We start from the raw sequence: 16,657 nt of genomic DNA on the forward strand, positions 1-16,657 counted from the left end.
GTCAGAAGTCTGCATTCGCACTCATTGCGCGAACAACGCCTTCACCCCTTCCGGCGAGATAAACATCCCATCGCCGTCGTGTCCGACCCCGGGCACTTCCACCAAGTGCTGATGCACCCCTTGCGGGTTGCGCCGTAGCAGGTAGTTGAAGAAGTTACGCCCGCGCGCCAGTCGATTCGGCCCCTGCGCCTGTGCTTCGCAACCCTTGTCCAGGGCTTTGTGTTGCGGGTCGGTGTCTTCCTGGCCCAGCAAATAGGTGACGTTGCGTTTGATGTAGCGGCTTTCCAGTTGCTGCGCGGTCTGCCCGCCGGCGTAGATCGGCAAATCGCTGAGGCCATACTTCCAGCGATTGAAACCGGGGCACGCCGCATGATCGAACGCCTCTGGCCGTTGCTCATTGAAATAGGCGTAGGACGACGGGTTGGCTACCACATAGCGCAGGCTGATGCCGTTGGCTGGCACCGCCGGAATGTCTCGGGCCAGCAGGGCGTAGCGCTGCACCACTTGCGCGCCGCCGGAGTGGCCGGCAATGACGATTTGCTTCACATCGGGAAACTGTCGACGATCGCTGACCCGCTCGATGATCTGGTCCAGCGCCGCATAGGAGCTCAGCGGAAACGGTCCGGTGGACACGCCCCCCGCCATCCACTCGTTGCCCTGCCAGCGCAGCACGCTGTCGGGCTGCGGGTGCAGGGCGATGTCGGTTTCGTTGAGGAACTGCGGGGCGATGACCAGGGTGGTTGCGGTTTGCCCGGCCCATTGCGCCGCATGTTCGGCGCTGCGGCGATAAGTTTCGGCGTTGCGCAGGCGACCGTGGAGGATGATCAGCACCCGTTCGATTTTCTCCGGCGCGGCGCTGATGCCTACCGCCATCTCGCCTTCCTTGAGCAACAGCCGCCCGGCGCTGATCTCCTTGACTGCATGCTCGGCCGCAAAGGTGTTCGTACAGAAGATCAGTAACGCCAACAGCCACTTATTCATTGACAGACTCTTAGGTTTACAGGCTCTTCGCCGCGAAGGTATCGCACTGGCTGATATTACCTTGAGCAAACCCGGTCTTGAACCAGCGCACGCGTTGCGCCGAGGTGCCATGGGTGAAAGAGTCCGGGACGACGCGGCCCTGGCTTTGCTGTTGCAAGCGGTCGTCACCGATGGCATTTGCCGCATTCAGCGCTTCCTCGATGTCACCGGGCTCCAGCCAGTTCAGGCGTTTTTGCGCATTGTTGGCCCAGACCCCGGCCAGGCAATCGGCCTGCAATTCCTGGCGCACCAGCAAGCCTCCGTCGCCCTCCATCTGCCGGCCCTGCTGGCGCGCGGCCTGTATCTTCGCCGAAACGCCGAGCAACGTCTGCACGTGATGCCCGACTTCGTGAGCAATCACATAAGCCTGGGCGAAGTCGCCGGCGGCGGAGAAACGTTGCGACATTTCCCGGAAAAAACTCATGTCCAGGTACACCTGCTGGTCCGCCGGGCAATAGAACGGGCCGGTGGCAGAGGTGGCCAGGCCGCAGGCGGAATTAACCCGATTGCTGAACAGCACCAGGGTCGGGTCCTTATATTGGCGGCCGGACTGCTGGAAAATCTGGCCCCAGGTGTCTTCGGTGTCGCCGAGGATCGAACGCACGAACTCTGCGCCTTCGTCGTTGGCCGGCGGTGCCTGGCGGGTCTGGCTGCTGGTGGGCGCCGTGGTGTCCATCTGCCCGGTGAGTTGCCCGAGGATCTGCATCGGGTCCTGGCCAGTGATCCAGCCGATGCCGACGATCAGGATGATCGCCGTCAGGCTCAAGCCCTTGCCGCCGCCGAAACGCATCCCGCCACCGCCCCCGCCGATGTTGTCGCCGCGCGCGTCGACCACGTTGTCACTGCGTCGGCCTTTTTTCCATAGCATGGGGCATTCCTCTGGGTTGACCGGAAAAGTCATGGGGTGAGTGTTGCTGCTGCGCGGGCGGTGCGCCAGTCCGATCGTCAGACCGTTGGCGTGGGGCAGAGGTTCGATGGCGGGCGATGTTCACCCCGGCAATGACCCTTCGCGTTGGGACAATTTGCCGCAAGCCGCTAAATTTATGGTTGGCGAGTTGGCTCAGGCGCATACACTGGGCGCCACGCGGCCGACACTGCCCAACGCTGAGCACCCCGCGGCGCTGTTTTTGCCTTTGGTCTTTTTTCATGCCGAGATCTTCATGACCCTCAGCACTCCGCTCTCCGGCGTCAACCGTCCCCTCAAGGGGATACTGCTGATCGTGACGGCGACGTTCCTGTTCGCCAGCCACGATGCCTTCTCCAAATACCTCTCGGGTTTTTACCCGATCATCATGGTGGTGTGGGCGCGGTACCTGGTGCACACCTTGTTGATGGCCGGGATCTTCCTGCCGCAGTCCGGCCTGCGGGTGTTGCGCAGCAAACGCCCGCTGCTGCAGTTGGTGCGAGCACTGTGCCTGTTGGGCACCAGCCTGTTCTTCACCACCGGCCTGCTGTACATCCCGTTGGCTGAAGCCACGGCGGTCAACTTTCTTGCGCCGGTGCTGGTTACTGCATTGTCGGTGCCGTTGCTCGGCGAGCACGTCACCCGTGGCCAATGGCTGGCGGTGATTTGCGGATTTATCGGGGTGCTGATCATCGTCCACCCCGGCGGCGACCTCTTCACCCCGGCGGTGCTGTTGCCGTTTTGCTCGGCGATGTTTTTCTGTTTCTACCAGTTGCTCACACGCAAGCTCAGCTCGATCGACAGCCCCACCACCAGCAATTTTTTCGCCGGTTTGTGCAATACCCTGGTGATGAGCGCACTGGTGCCGTTCTTCTGGCAAGTGCCGACCCTGTGGCACGGCGCGATGATGCTGGCGCTGGGTTCCTGCGGCATGACCGCGCACCTGTTCCTGACCCAGGCGTTCCGCCATGCCGCGCCGGCCTTGCTGGCGCCGTTCGGTTATTGCCAGATCGTATTCGCCGGCCTGCTGGGCTGGCTGGTTTTCTCCCATACGCCGACGTCAACCACCATCCTTGGCATCGTCATTATTTGCCTGAGCGGGTTGGCGGCAGCGTGGCAGCAACGGCGTCAGTGAAAGTTGTAGGGAATTCGTAACCACGGGCAGAAAGCGCCGCCCCGTGGCTTCCTTCACTGTGCCGTGCGGCCCATAATCGCCCGCTTGTGCAGTGATGGCCGTGAGCCCGCAATGACAATGACTTCAGAGCTTCCTGTAGACGCCGACGAACTGCCGGTCGAGCCGCGCAAGAGTCGCAAGAACAATCCGGAAAAAACCCGCGAGAACATTCTTCAAGAGGCCATTGTCGAGTTCGTCCAGCAGGGGTTGTCCGGTGCCCGCGTCGACGCCATCGCCGAGCGCATCCACACCTCAAAACGCATGATCTATTACTACTTCGGCAGTAAAGAGCAGCTGTACATCGAGGTACTGGAAAAACTCTACGGTGATATTCGCCACACTGAGCGAAGCCTGAACCTGGAGGCGCTGTCGCCGGTGGAGGCGATTCGTCGGCTGGTGGAGTTCACCTTCGACCACCACGACCGCAACGTTGATTTCGTGCGCATCGTCGCCGTCGAGAACATTCACAACGCCGAATACGTGAAGCAGTCCGAGGCGATCCGGGCGATGAACAACACCATCCTCGATGCCCTTGGTGAGCTGTTGCGCCGTGGCGCGGAGGAGGGCGTATTCCGCCATGACCTGCTGCCACTGGACGTGCACCTACTGATCAACTCGTTCTGTTTCTACCGGGTTTCGAACCGCCATACTTTCGGCGAGATGTTTCAGATTGACCTGCCGGATGAAGCCATCAAGCAGCGTCATCGGCAGATGATTTGCGAATCGGTGCTGCGTTATTTGCAGGACTGAATCAGGTCAGGCGCGGCGCCAGCCTTTCTGGGCTTCCATCAGGAAGTCGATAAACGCCCGCAGGCGCAGCGGCACGTGGCGGCTCTGCGGGTAAAGCAATGAGAACGGCCGCGAACGTCCGCCGCACGCGGGCATGACTTCCACCAGCGAGCCGTCTGCCAGTTCCTGTTCAACGATAAAGCGGTAGGTCTGGAACAGTCCCGCGCCATGCTTGGCCAGGGTCACGCCGCCGAGCACGTCGTCGGAACAGGTAAAGCCGCTGGTGCCGAGCAACTCGCGGTCCTTGCCGTGTTCATGAAACAGCCAAGGAATGCGCCGGCCGCTGCTGGGCAACTCGTACTGAATGCACTCGTACTGCGTGAGTTCGTCCACCGACTGCGGCGTGCCGGCGCGCTTCAGATAATCCGGAGTGGCCACCAGTACCAGCGCCGCATCCTCCAGCAAACGGGCGATCAAGCCGGAATCCGGAATCGCCCGGACGCGGATGGCCATGTCATAGCCTTCGCCGACGAAATCGATGTTGCGATTGCTGATGTTGACTTCGACGTTGACGTCGGGAAAGCGCGCGCGGAACGCCGGCAGCAACGGCAGGATGCGGTGATGGCCATAGGTGGTCGGCACGCTGATGCGCAAAGTGCCCGAGGGCGTTTGCTGCTGGCCCATGATCTCGCGCTGGGCCTCGACCAACTGCGCCAGGGCCTCGCGGCATTCTTCGAAATAGCGCCGCCCGCTGTCGGTCAGCTTGACGCTGCGGGTGGTGCGGGCAAACAGCCGCACGCCCAGGCGCTCCTCCATGCGCGACACCGAACGGCTGACCGCCGCCGGCGTCACCCCGGCAATCAACGCCGCCGCGGTAAAACTCCCTGCTTCAGCCGCCAGGCAAAACAGCTCGATACTGCCGAGCTGAAGATCGTCGAATTGTCGCTGCATGATTGATTACGCCAAGGATCAAATGAAGGGCCTGGGTGTTTATCTATCAAATGTGGGGGCATAAATACAGCGGGAAAAATTGAGGTTTTGTGCCTCATTGGCGGGGCCGGGTCGTGGGCGACGCATAGAAAGGATTGCTTACCATTTTCGCGACGCATTTTTCGAATGCTACGAATCGACGGCGCTAGGCTGAATTCACGGCCGATTTTAGCCGGTTATCGGAAAACAACTCGCAACGGCCGAAGCTTGACTCTTATTAACCTAACGGATGGGTTAGCATGAAAATATGCCGCTACAAAGGATTGTCATTGGTGGTGATGTTGCGCGATGAACACTGTCCCCCGCATGTGCACGTCGATGGGGGGACATGGAATGCGCGTTTCCTCTTTAGTTTCTGGCACAACGGCGTCGAGTTGTGGGACGTAATGCCGATGGCACGCCAGCCGCCGTTGGGGGTATTGGAAGGACTGCGCCGGACATTGAAATGCCCTGAGCACTTGTGGCGTGCCCGAAGCATCTGGTGGGAGAAGTTGCAGACGGTATGCCTCGACCACCAGCTCTGGGATTGGCAAGCGAACGAAGTGGTGATCATGAAGAGGAGTGCGAGTACGACTTATGCGATAGGCGCCGCTCGCTATGACACCCAAAACAATACAACCCTGCTGGAGCTCAAGGGAGCCCCAGACGGCGTGGAGATACAGTTATGAAAGTGGTTCCCGCAAAGGAGCAATTGGATCGTCCCGTCACTGAAGTCGGGTTGAAAGAAGCCATCGAGCGCGGTGAGATCAGGCGCGGTGGATTGGCGGCGAGCAGCGTGAGCTTTCAGGCGTCCTGCCTGCTGATTGGTTTTGCAGACGGCAGTGGCGTGCTGTTACCGGTTGCGAACTACCGGGAGTTTGACGGCTTCGAGGCTGAGGATTTCGCTGCGCTCACCCTGGGGTTCGCAGGCACTGCGCTTTGCCACGAAGGCAAGGATCTGCAGGTGTCGATCGCCGGTATGATTTCTGCCAGTGAGCCGCTGATGAATATGGCGGCCTCGGTAAGTGCAAGCCGTAACGGACGCCAAAACAGTGCCGCGAAATCTCAGGCTGCTCGGGTCAATGGCAAGAAAGGCGGACGCCCACGCAAGGTCGATACTCCCCAGTGAGCTGACACAAAAAAGCCGTCTTCACGACGGCTTTCTTATGCGGACGTTATCCCCATATGGTGTGGCGAGGGAGCTTGCTCCCGTCGAGGCGCGAAGCGACCCATTGATAGGGCCTGTTCCGCAGTCCAGCGGGAGCAAGCTCCCTCGCCACAATGTGTTGTCAGCGGCGTGTCAGCAACACGCCCGATTCCATGTGGTGGGTCCACGGGAACTGGTCGAACAGCGCGCATTGGGTGATGCGGTGGGTGTCGTGCAGTTGGGCGATGTTGGCCGCGAGGGTGTCCGGGTTGCAGGAGATGTACAGAATGTTGTCGAAGCGCCGGGTCAGTTCGCAGGTGTCCGGGTCCATGCCGGCGCGGGGCGGGTCGACGAACACGCTGCCGAACTGGTAGCTCTTGAGGTCGATGCCGTGCAGGCGACGGAACGGGCGGACTTCGTTGAGCGCCTCAGTCAATTCCTCGGCGGACAGGCGCACCAGAGTGACGTTGTCCACAGCATTTTCGCTGAGGTTGCTCAGCGCCGCGTTGACCGAGGTCTTGCTGATTTCGGTGGCCAGCACTTTGCCGACGCGGGTGGCGAGCGGCAGGGTGAAGTTGCCGTTGCCGCAATACAGTTCCAGCAAGTCGTCGCGGCGATCGCCGAGGGCGTCGAAGGCCCAGTTCAGCATCTTCTGGTTCACCGTGCCGTTGGGCTGGGTGAAGGCACCTTCGGGCTGGCGATAACTGAACGTGCGGCCGCCGACGTCCAGTTGCTCGACGACGTAGTCGCGGCCGATCACTTCGCGCTTGCCCTTGGAGCGACCGATGATGCTCACATTAAGGTCGCTCGCCAATTGTGTCGCGGCGTTGTGCCAGTGCTCGTCCAGCGGACGGTGATAGCACAGGGTAATCATCGCGTCGCCGGCCAGGGTGGTGAGGAATTCCACCTGGAACAGCTTGTGGCTCAGGGCCGAGCTGGCTTGCCACGCAGCCTTGAGCTGCGGCATCAACTGGTTGATGCGTTGGCTGGCGATCGGGAATTGCTCGATCAGGATCGGCGTGCGTTTGTCGTCCTGAGAGAACATCGCATAGTGCCGCTCGCCGGCCTCGCGCCACAGGCGGAATTCGGCGCGCAGACGGAAGTGCTGCAACGGTGAGTCGAAAACGCTCGGCTCGGGAGCATCGAACGGCGCCAACAGGTCACGCAGGCGCGTGACTTTGTCTTCGAGTTGCGTGGCGTAAGCCTGGGAATCAAAAGTCATGCGTTAAACCAACCCAACTTGATCACGAACAGAATCGACAGAATCACCAGTGCCGGGTTCAGCTCACGGCCACGGCCCGAGAGCAATTTGATCGTGGTCCAGGCAATGAAGCCGAAAGCGATGCCGTTGGCGATGGAATAGGTGAACGGCATGGCCAGCGCGGTAACAACAACCGGCGCGGCGACGGTGATGTCGTCCCAGTCTATTTCCGCCAGACCGGAGGTCATCAACACCGCGACGAACAGCAGCGCCGGCGCGGTGGCGAAGGCTGGAACGCTGCTGGCCAGTGGCGCGAAGAACAGCGCCAGCAAGAACAGCACGGCCACCACGATTGCGGTCAGACCGGTGCGGCCACCGGCGCTGACGCCCGCCGCTGATTCGATGTAACTGGTGGTGGTCGAGGTGCCCAGCAGCGAACCGGCCATGGCTGCGGTGCTGTCAGCGATCAGTGCGCGGCCCATTTTCGGCATATGGCCGTCCTTGCCCATCAGCCCGGCGCGCTTGGCGACGCCGATCAGCGTGCCGGAGTTGTCGAACAGGTCGACGAACAGGAAGGCGAAAATCACGCTGACCAGACCGATGTCCAGCGCGCCTTTAATGTCCAGTTGCAGAAAGGTCGGCGCCAGGGACGGCGGCATCGACATCACGCCGGCAAACGGGGTGAAGCCCATCAGGATCGAGACCACGGTCACCGCGAGAATGCCGATCAATACCGCGCCGCGTACCGCCAGCGCTTCGAGGGCGACGATCAGGGCGAAGCCGAGGGTGGCGAGGATCGGCGCCGGTTGCTTCAAGTCACCGAGGCCGACCATGGTCGCCGGGTTGCTGACCACGATGCCGGCGTTGTGCAGGGCGATCAGCGCCAGGAACAGGCCGATACCGGCGGCAATTGCCGAGCGCAGGGGCAGGGGAATGCTGTTGATGATCCATTCGCGGATACGGAAGATCGACAGCAGGAAGAATAGAATCGCTGAGATAAACACCGCGCCCAGCGCCACTTGCCACGTGTGGCCCATGTGCAGGACCACGGTGTAGGTGAAGAAGGCGTTCAGGCCCATGCCCGGCGCCAGGGCGATCGGGTAGTTGGCGATCAGGCCCATCACCGCCGAGCCGATGGCCGCTGCCAGGCAAGTGGCGACAAACACCGCGCCCTTGTCCATGCCGGTCTCGCCGAGGATGCTGGGGTTGACGAACAGAATGTAGGCCATGGCCAAAAAGGTCGTGACGCCCGCGAGGATCTCGGTGCGTACGTTGGTGTTGTGTGCCTTGAGTTGAAACAGCCTTTCCAGCATGTCTGCTCCCCGTGGCGCGCCCGGCGCCGTGAATGTATCGACCTCAACAGCAAAGCACAGACCGATGAACGCGCCTGGGAATTTTCGAGGGGTCGGAAAAAGCCGCGCATCATACCAGCCATGCAGGGTGGCGGGGGCTTATGGCGGCGATCGTCGGCGATGTTTTGCGCCAAACGGAAGTCAGCCATACTGCGCGCACGTTTGGGGGGTCACTATGGTGCGCATGACGTTATTAACAGTGGGGTTGCTCGGCAGCCTTTTGGCGGGGATGCAAAGCGCGACGGCCGCGTCGGCGGCGCCGCTGACCCAAGTCAACGTGGTCAGGGTTGAATCGACCGCTTGTGGTTCGGAAAACATTACCGAAGGCCAGGCCCAGACCCGGTGTGATCACGGGCCGGACATCAAGGTCTATGTGCTGGAGATCGGCTATGGTCGCGAACCGCATGTGGAACTGGACGGTTTTGAAGTGGATGGCACGCGAACCCAGGTCTGTGCCTTCAGCAATGGCGCACTGACCGATTGCTCCCGGCAGTCACGGGTGGTCGGCTATCTGTACACCTTCGGCCTGGCGGGCAAACAAAGCGGAATCTTTACCTTCAGCAACACGTCGATCAATGCGCCGGGTAATACGCTGTCGGCGCAGCTTTACATCAAGTAATGGGGGTTAAGGAGTCAGGGCCGGTAAACCTGACTACGCTTTAAAGATCATCCTGTGGAACGCACCCATGACCTTTAGAGCCCTGATTACCCTCGCCGAAGGCATCGACGATCTGCAAGCCGTGACCTTGATCGATGTATTGCGCCGCGCCCAGGTCGAGGTGGTGGTGGCGAGCATCGAGGGGAGGCGCATGCTGACCTGCGCTCGCGGCACCCGCCTGACCGCCGATGCGATGTTGGTTGACCTGCTGGCACAACCTTTCGACCTGATTGTCCTGCCCGGAGGCGCGGTGGGCGCCCGGCACCTGGCGGCGCATCAGCCGTTGCAGCAGTTGGTCAAGGACCAGGCCGCCGCCGGCCGCCTGTTCGCCGCCATCGCCGAAGCCCCCGCCGTGGCCCTGCAAACCTTCGGCGTATTGCGCCAGCGCCGCATGACCTGCCTGCCCTCCGCCAGCCATCAATTGTCCGGCTGCAACTTCATCGACCAACCGGTGGTGGTGGATGGCAACTGCATCACCGCGCAAAACTCCGCCGCGGCCCTGGCCTTTGGCCTGACACTGGTCGAGCAACTCTGCGGCAAACCGGCACGCGCGGCGGTGGCGGGTGAGTTGGGGGGATAGTCCGCAAATCAGGAAAAATCCTACGCAGCCAGCCGCTGCCTCAGGCGCAGAGCACGCCCATCAATTCCCTTGAACGCTCACCACCCCTCGAAGTCGTACCCCTTATGACGGCGGTTTGGCAAAACGCCGCGAATGTATGACCAACCGTGAGGTGTCTATGAGTGTGAACATGTCCGGGGCGGCGCAGCCGGCCTTTGTCCGTCATCCGTTGCGTCTGACGCTCAACGGTCAGGTGCGGGAGTTGCAGGTGTTGCCATGGACCACGTTGCTCGATCTGCTGCGCGAGCAACTGGACCTGGTGGGCAGCAAGAAAGGCTGCGATCACGGGCAATGCGGCGCGTGCACGGTGTTGCGTGACGGCAAGCGCATCAATGCCTGCCTGACCCTGGCGGTGATGTGCGAAGGCGCCGAGCTGACCACCATCGAAGGCTTGGCCGACGGTGAAGAACTGCACCCGATGCAGCAGGCGTTTATCAAGCACGACGCCTTTCAGTGCGGGTATTGCACGCCGGGGCAAATTTGCTCGGCGGTGGGGCTGGCCAATGAAGGCCGGGCGCAGAGCAGCGCCGAGATCCAGGAATTGATGAGCGGCAACCTGTGCCGCTGCGGCGCCTACAACAACATTCGCGAGGCCATCGAAGAGGCGCTGCCGGCCAGCCGCGAGCGCGCCGGGCAAGGGGGTGGCCAATGAATCCCTTTCAGTACAGCAAGCCTGAATCGGTGCTTGACGCAATCAACCTTGCCGGGCCGGCCTCGCGCTTTATCGCCGGTGGCACCAATCTGCTCGACCTGATGAAGGAAAACCTGACCCGGCCCGAGCACTTGATCGACATCACCGGCCTGCCGCTTAACAGCATCAGCGAAACCGCCAAGGGCGGGCTGCTGATCGGCGCCCTGGTGAGCAACGCCGACCTGGCCTGGCACCCATTGATCGAACAGCGCTACCCACTGGTGTCCCAAGCGATCCTCGCGGGCGCCTCGCCGCAGTTACGCAACATGGCCAGCACCGGCGGCAATCTGCTGCAACGCACCCGCTGCTATTACTTCTATGACGCGCAAGTGCCGTGCAATAAGCGCGAGCCCGGTAGCGGCTGCCCGGCCCGTGACGGCTTGAACCGGATCCATGCGATTTTCGGCGCCAGTGAGCAGTGCGTGGCGACTCATCCCTCGGACCTGTGCGTAGCCCTCGCGGCGCTGGATGCGGTGGTGCACGTGCAGGGGCGTGGCGGTGAGCGGAGTATTGAGTTTGCCGATTTCCATCGCCTGCCCGGCGACGCGCCGCAGCGCGACAATCAATTGGCTGACGATGAACTGATCACCGCCATCGAACTGCCGCCTGCCGGTTTCGCCGATCATAGCCACTACCTGAAAGTGCGCGATCGCGCGTCTTATGCCTTTGCCCTGGTTTCAGTGGCGGCGGCGCTGGAGATGTCCGGCCCGGTGATTCGTGAAGCACGATTGGCGCTGGGTGGCGTAGCGCATAAACCGTGGCGCGATAAAGCCGTGGAAACCTGGCTGGCGGGCAAGCCGGTCAGCCGCGAAACCTTCACTGCCGCTGCAGACGCGCTGCTGCAAAACGCCGAGCCGCTGGAGCACAACGCGTTCAAGGTCAAACTCGCGCGCCGGGCGATTGTCCGCGCGCTGAGTGACGCCGCGCTGGGAGGGAAAGCCTGATGAATACCTTTGCCAAGGCCATTGGCCAACCGCTGGACCGCGTCGACGGTCACCTCAAGGTCACCGGTCAGGCGCGCTACGCCGGCGAATACCCGGAGGACGGTTTGCTGCATGGCAGCGTAGTGTCCAGCCGGATTGCCAAGGGCCGCGTGGTGCGCATCGATGCCTCTAAAGCCCTCGCGTTACCGGGCGTGCTGATGGTGCTCGATCACACTAACCGGCCGAAAGTCGCCAGTTACGATGAGGACTACGACGACGCCGACTCCGCCGAAGGCTCGCCGTTCCGGCCGCTGTACAACGACGTCGTGCTGTACAGCGGTCAGCCGCTGGCGCTGGTGCTGGCGGAGAATCTGGAGCTGGCGCGTTATGCCGGTTCGCTGGTGCATATCGACTATGAAGAGGATGCGCATCAGACCGATCTACTGAGCCTGCAGGGCGAAGCGCATCCGGCCCCGGCGGAGTTGCCCGAACCCCGTGGGAATTTTCAGGCTGAACTGGCCGGCGCCGCCATGAGCCTGGATCTGCACTACAGCACGCCAAACGAGCATCACAACCCGATGGAGCCGCACGCCAGCACCGTGCTGTATCAGGCCGATGGCAGCCTGCACATCCATGACAAGACCCAAGGCCCGCAAAACTGCCAGAGCTATGTGCGAAAAGTATTTGGCCTTGAGAAAGATCAGGTACGAATTTTCGCCGCATATGTCGGTGGCGCGTTCGGCTCTGGCCTGCGTCCGCAGTACCAATTGCCGCTGGCGGTGATGGCGGCGCTGGCACTCAAGCGCTCGGTTCGCGTGAACCTGACCCGTCAGCAGATGTTCACCTTTGGCTATCGGCCGCGCACTTTGCAGCGCTTGCAGCTGGGCGCTGCGGCTAACGGTCGCTTGCTGGCGGTCGGGCACACGGCAATTGGCCAGACTTCGCGATTTGAAGACTTTACCGAGCACGTGGTTGAGTGGAGCGGCATGCTCTATCACTGCGACCACGTGCAGTTGACTTACAAATTGCTGCCGCTGGACGTCTTCACTCCACTGGATATGCGTGCCCCCGGCGCCGCACTGGGTTTGATCGGCCTGGAGTGCGCAATGGATGAACTGGCCTGTGCCCTGGCCATCGACCCGGTGCAGCTGCGCCTGCTCAACTACGCGGAGCGCAACCAGAACGAAGACAAACCCTATTCCAGCAAGGAACTGCGCGCCTGTTATGCCCAGGGCGCGGAACGTTTCGGCTGGAGCAAACGCAATCCGGAACCGCGCAGCATGCGCCACGACCGGCAACTGATCGGCTGGGGCATGGCCGGCGGTGTCTGGGAGGCCATGCAGCAGAAGGCCAGTGCGCGCGCCAGTCTTGATCGCGACGGCAAGCTGACCGTGAGCAGCGCCACCACCGATATTGGCACTGGCACCTACACCGTGATGACGCAAATTGCCGCCGAGGCGTCAGGCATTTCCGTGGAGAACGTCAGATTCGTCCTTGGCGATTCGTCGTTGCCCACGGCGCCTTTGCAGGGTGGCTCGTTCACCGTGTCGTCGGTTGGCACCGCGGTGCAACAAGCCTGCGAAGCCTTGCGCGAAAAACTGCTGACGGTGGCGCGGCAGACCTGCCCGGCGTTCAGCGGCGCAACCCTGGAACAGGCGCGTTTCGAAAATGGCATGCTGTATGTCGACGACGCCGAGGTCAGCATCGCTGACCTGGCCCGTCACAGTGGTGAGGAGCCACTGCAAGTGACGGTGGACGCCAAGCCGGATGAAAAGCGCAACGCCTACGCGACCGCCACCCATTCCGCGGTGTTCGTTGAAGTGTTGGTGGATGAGGACCTGGGCACGGTCAAAGTCAATCGTGTGGTCAGCGCGATTGCCGCCGGCCGTGTGGTCAACCCGAAAATGGCTCGCAGCCAGATTCTCGGCGGGGTGGTGTGGGGCGTTGGCATGGCGCTGCATGAGGAGGCGCAAGTCGACCACGCATTGGGCCGCACCATGAACCACAGCCTGGCCGAATATCACATTCCGGTGAACGCTGATATCGGCGAGATAGACGTGCTGTTCGTCGAAGAACACGACCCGATCGTCAATGCGCTGGGATCCAAGGGCGTGGGTGAAATCGGCATTGTCGGAGTCGCGGCGGCGGTGGCCAACGCGATTTATCACGCCACCGGCAAACGGGTGCGGGATTTCCCGATCACCCTCGACAAGCTGCTCTAGACCTTCGCTTCTTCCACCGGGACGTGCATGCGGTCGCGGTTGGCCAGGGTCGGGAACAGCTTGATCCAGACCCCGGTCACCACCAGCGTGCCGATCCCGCCCATCACGACGGCCGGCACGGTGCCGAGCCAGTGGGCGGTGACGCCCGATTCGAATTCGCCCAACTGGTTAGAGGCGCCGATAAACAATCCGTTGACCGCGCTGACCCGGCCGCGCATTTCATCCGGCGTTTCCAGTTGCACGAAGGATGCACGGATTACCATGCTGATCATGTCCGCCGCGCCCAGCACCACCAGCACCGCGAGGGAAAACCAGAACGAAGTCGACAGGCCGAAGGCGATGGTCGCCACGCCGAAAACCCCTACGGCGGTAAACATCACTCGCCCGACGTGGCGATCCACTGCAAAGCGCGCCAGGTACAGCGACATCAGCAGCGCGCCCACCGCTGGCGCCGAACGCAGCAGACCCAAGCCCCACGGCCCGGTGAGCAGAATGTCTTTGGCGAACACCGGCAACAACGCCGTCGCACCGCCCAGCAGCACGGCGAACAAGTCCAGGGAAATCGCCCCGAGGATGTCCGGACGGCTGCGGATAAAGCGGATGCCTGCCAGCAGTGAATCGAGGGTGGCTTTGCCTTTGTTCAGCGGCGTTTGCCGCGCTGGCAGGTTGAGCATCAGGCAGCAGGCGATCACGTACAGAATCACCGTCGGTCCGTAGACCCAGACGCTGCCGAACGCATAGAGCAAACCGCCGAGGGCCGGCGCGACGATGGTTGCCGATTGCTGCGCCGACTGCGCTGCCGCCACTGCTCGCGGAAACAGCGCACTGGGCACGATGCTCGGCAGCAGCGCCTGGGTGGTGGGCATTTCGAATGAGCGAGCAGCACCGAGCAGGAAGGCGAGGATAAAGATCATCTCGCGGGTCACATGATCGGTGGCACTGCCGATGGCCAGGGCCAAGGCGATGCAGGCCTGCAACGACTGGCAGATCGCGGCGACGCGGCGTCGGTCGTAGCGGTCGGCCACGTGCCCGGTGTGCAGCATGAACAGCACCCGCGGGGCGAATTCCACCAGACCCACCAAGCCCAGATCGAGGACATTGCCAGTCAACTGGTAGAGGTTCCAGCCGATCGCCACCGTGAGCATCTGAAAACCGCTGGCGGTGAAAATCCGAGCCAGCCAGAACGCGAGGAACGGACGATGGTGACGTAACAGCAACGGCGCTTGGCTGGGCATCGGAAGCAAGTCTTGAGCGGGGAAAACGCGAGATTAGCACCTACATGTAACGAGAAGTTGCCATGCGCTGAAATTTACTTAGCAAGATATCGATATCAGCTGCGCAGGCCCCGGTTTTGTGTTGCTGCACCTGACGCATTCCTGAGGCAAGCTGTCACGCGGCAAAAGGCCACAGCTTGCACCGGCGAAATTGGGACTACTCTTTGAGCGTTGCTTGATCCAGATCAAAACCCCCGTGGTTTTGCCTGGATGACTCCCTGCGTGACGGTGCATCGACAAAAAGAACGAATTGGAATTCGCCACACTCCATATCCGTGGGGCCCGTGGATGCAGGCCCTGGCCCGCAGCCGGTATTACTGACAGAGGAAGACATATGTTCGGTTTGGAGGCACTTGATCTCGCCCGAATTCAGTTCGCGTTCACCATTTCGTTTCACATCCTGTTTCCGGCCATCACCATTGGCCTGGCGAGTTACCTGGCGGTGCTCGAAGGCTTGTGGCTGAAAACGCGCAACGACACCTACCGCGACCTGTACCACTTCTGGTCGAAAATCTTCGCCGTCAACTTCGGCATGGGCGTGGTCTCGGGCCTGGTCATGGCCTATCAGTTCGGCACCAACTGGAGCCGCTTCTCGGACTTTGCCGGTTCGGTCACCGGGCCGCTGCTGACCTATGAAGTGCTGACCGCCTTCTTCCTCGAAGCGGGGTTCCTCGGGGTGATGCTGTTCGGCTGGAACAAGGTCGGGCGCAACCTGCACTTTTTCGCCACCATCATGGTCGCGGTCGGCACGCTGATCTCGACCTTCTGGATTCTCGCCTCCAACAGTTGGATGCAAACCCCGCAGGGTTATGAAATCGTCAACGGCCAAGTGATTCCGGTGGACTGGTTCGCGATCATCTTCAACCCGTCGTTCCCTTATCGCTTGATGCACATGGCGACTGCGGCGTTTGTCGCCACGGCGTTCTTCGTCGGTTCCTCGGCCGCCTGGCATCTGTTGCGCGGCAAGGACAGCCCGGCGATCCGCACCATGCTCTCGATGGCGATGTGGATGGCGTTGATCGTTGCGCCGATCCAGGCAGTGATCGGCGACTTCCACGGCCTCAATACCCTGGAACATCAGCCGGCAAAAATCGCCGCTATCGAAGGTCACTGGGAAAACAAGGGCGACGAGCCGACGCCGCTCATCCTATTCGGCTGGCCGGACATGAAGGCCGAAAAAACCAAATACGCGGTGGAGATTCCGTACCTTGGCAGCCTGATCCTCACTCATTCCCTGGATAAGCAAGTGCCGGCGCTCAAGGAATTCCCGCCAGAAGACCGGCCGAATTCGACCATCGTGTTCTGGTCGTTCCGGATCATGGTCGGCTTGGGGTTCCTGATGATCTTCACCGGTTTGTGGAGCCTGTGGCTACGTAAGCGCGATACGCTCTACACCTCGCGACCGTTCCTGTACCTGGCGTTATGGATGGGCCCGTCCGGGCTGATCGCGATCCTCGCCGGCTGGTTCACCACGGAAATCGGCCGTCAGCCGTGGGTGGTCTACGGCCTGATGCGCACGGCGGATGCCTCGTCCGGGCACAGCGTCGCGCAGATGAGCATCACCCTGGTGCTGTTCGTGGTGGTGTATTTCGCGCTGTTCGGCACCGGGCTGGGCTACATGATGCGCCTGGTGCGCAAAGGGCCGATCGCCACTGAAGTCACCGAACCGACCCACGGCGGCCCTGGCCAGAAACGTACCCCGGCGCGTCCGCTGTCGGCGGCCGATGACGGCGATGAAGCCGATCAGGGCAACGTCCCGCACAAGGAGATTTGA

The 16,657-nt window shown here is 61.7% G+C and carries 16 protein-coding genes; 10 read left to right on the top strand and 6 right to left on the bottom strand.

The window, feature by feature from the left end; genetic code table 11:
* Nucleotides 1–21: 21 nt before the first annotated feature.
* A complete protein-coding gene (locus RG836_RS16405; protein WP_310847437.1) occupies nt 22–981 on the bottom strand; it encodes an alpha/beta hydrolase in 960 nt (319 codons plus the stop codon).
* Between the two features lie 16 nt (nt 982–997).
* Complete coding sequence (gene ypfJ / locus RG836_RS16410) at nt 998–1,888, bottom strand: KPN_02809 family neutral zinc metallopeptidase (protein WP_310847441.1); 891 nt, start codon at nt 1,886–1,888, stop codon at nt 998–1,000.
* A 292-nt stretch (nt 1,889–2,180) separates the two neighbouring features.
* On the opposite strand from ypfJ, the gene RG836_RS16415 reads away from it, so the two are divergent.
* Entirely contained in the window at nt 2,181–3,059 is an 879-nt protein-coding gene (locus RG836_RS16415; protein WP_310847443.1) for a DMT family transporter, read from the top strand.
* A 111-nt stretch (nt 3,060–3,170) separates the two neighbouring features.
* The gene (locus tag RG836_RS16420; protein WP_310847445.1) at nt 3,171–3,848 is read left to right on the top strand and encodes a TetR/AcrR family transcriptional regulator; all 678 of its coding nucleotides are present in this window, start codon (nt 3,171–3,173) and stop codon (nt 3,846–3,848) included.
* 6 nt (nt 3,849–3,854) lie between these two features.
* On the opposite strand, the gene RG836_RS16425 is transcribed toward RG836_RS16420, so the two are convergent.
* Nucleotides 3,855–4,778: a LysR family transcriptional regulator gene (locus tag RG836_RS16425; protein ID WP_310847447.1), complete on the bottom strand. Its 924-nt coding sequence runs from the start codon at nt 4,776–4,778 to the stop codon at nt 3,855–3,857.
* A gap of 278 nt (nt 4,779–5,056) precedes the next feature.
* Between RG836_RS16425 and RG836_RS16430 the strand changes: the two genes are divergently transcribed.
* Together RG836_RS16430 and RG836_RS16435 are read left to right on the top strand one after the other, a co-directional pair.
* Nucleotides 5,057–5,485, top strand: a complete 429-nt coding sequence (locus tag RG836_RS16430) for a DUF4160 domain-containing protein (protein ID WP_310847449.1) — start codon at nt 5,057–5,059, stop codon at nt 5,483–5,485.
* Nucleotides 5,482–5,925, top strand: a complete 444-nt coding sequence (locus tag RG836_RS16435; protein ID WP_310847451.1) for a DUF2442 domain-containing protein — start codon at nt 5,482–5,484, stop codon at nt 5,923–5,925. The genes RG836_RS16430 and RG836_RS16435 overlap by 4 nt, the downstream gene beginning before the upstream one ends.
* 160 nt (nt 5,926–6,085) lie before the next feature.
* Here the strand turns inward: RG836_RS16435 and trmA are convergent, their stop codons facing one another.
* Both trmA and RG836_RS16445 read right to left on the bottom strand, forming a co-directional pair.
* Nucleotides 6,086–7,165 (bottom strand): tRNA (uridine(54)-C5)-methyltransferase TrmA, encoded by a 1,080-nt coding sequence (gene trmA, locus RG836_RS16440; protein ID WP_310847453.1) that lies wholly within the window; start codon nt 7,163–7,165, stop codon nt 6,086–6,088.
* On the bottom strand, nt 7,162–8,457 hold the full coding sequence (locus RG836_RS16445) for an NCS2 family permease (protein ID WP_310847455.1): 1,296 nt from the start codon (nt 8,455–8,457) through the stop codon (nt 7,162–7,164). Before RG836_RS16445 ends, trmA begins: the two co-directional genes overlap by 4 nt.
* A 223-nt stretch (nt 8,458–8,680) precedes the next feature.
* On the opposite strand from RG836_RS16445, the gene RG836_RS16450 reads away from it, so the two are divergent.
* The 5 genes from RG836_RS16450 to RG836_RS16470 all read left to right on the top strand — a co-directional run bounded on the left by RG836_RS16450 (nt 8,681) and on the right by RG836_RS16470 (nt 13,609).
* A complete protein-coding gene (locus RG836_RS16450; protein WP_310847457.1) occupies nt 8,681–9,115 on the top strand; it encodes a DUF4879 domain-containing protein in 435 nt (144 codons plus the stop codon).
* Between the two features lie 67 nt (nt 9,116–9,182).
* Nucleotides 9,183–9,734, top strand: a complete 552-nt coding sequence (locus tag RG836_RS16455) for a DJ-1 family glyoxalase III (protein WP_310847459.1) — start codon at nt 9,183–9,185, stop codon at nt 9,732–9,734.
* 157 nt (nt 9,735–9,891) lie between these two features.
* Entirely contained in the window at nt 9,892–10,425 is a 534-nt protein-coding gene (locus tag RG836_RS16460; protein ID WP_310847462.1) for a (2Fe-2S)-binding protein, read from the top strand.
* Nucleotides 10,422–11,408, top strand: a complete 987-nt coding sequence (locus RG836_RS16465; RefSeq protein WP_310847465.1) for an FAD binding domain-containing protein — start codon at nt 10,422–10,424, stop codon at nt 11,406–11,408. The genes RG836_RS16460 and RG836_RS16465 overlap by 4 nt, the downstream gene beginning before the upstream one ends.
* On the top strand, nt 11,408–13,609 hold the full coding sequence (locus tag RG836_RS16470) for a xanthine dehydrogenase family protein molybdopterin-binding subunit (protein WP_310847466.1): 2,202 nt from the start codon (nt 11,408–11,410) through the stop codon (nt 13,607–13,609). Before RG836_RS16465 ends, RG836_RS16470 begins: the two co-directional genes overlap by 1 nt.
* Here the strand turns inward: RG836_RS16470 and RG836_RS16475 are convergent.
* The gene (locus tag RG836_RS16475; protein WP_310847468.1) at nt 13,606–14,844 is read right to left on the bottom strand and encodes an MFS transporter; all 1,239 of its coding nucleotides are present in this window, start codon (nt 14,842–14,844) and stop codon (nt 13,606–13,608) included. The genes RG836_RS16470 and RG836_RS16475 overlap by 4 nt on opposite strands.
* Nucleotides 14,845–15,217: 373 nt before the next feature.
* On the opposite strand from RG836_RS16475, the gene RG836_RS16480 reads away from it, so the two are divergent.
* Nucleotides 15,218–16,657: a cytochrome ubiquinol oxidase subunit I gene (locus RG836_RS16480; protein ID WP_310847470.1), complete on the top strand. Its 1,440-nt coding sequence runs from the start codon at nt 15,218–15,220 to the stop codon at nt 16,655–16,657.

The sequence above is a fragment of the Pseudomonas rhizozeae genome (assembly GCF_031583775.1).
In the GTDB taxonomy this organism is placed as follows: domain Bacteria; phylum Pseudomonadota; class Gammaproteobacteria; order Pseudomonadales; family Pseudomonadaceae; genus Aquipseudomonas.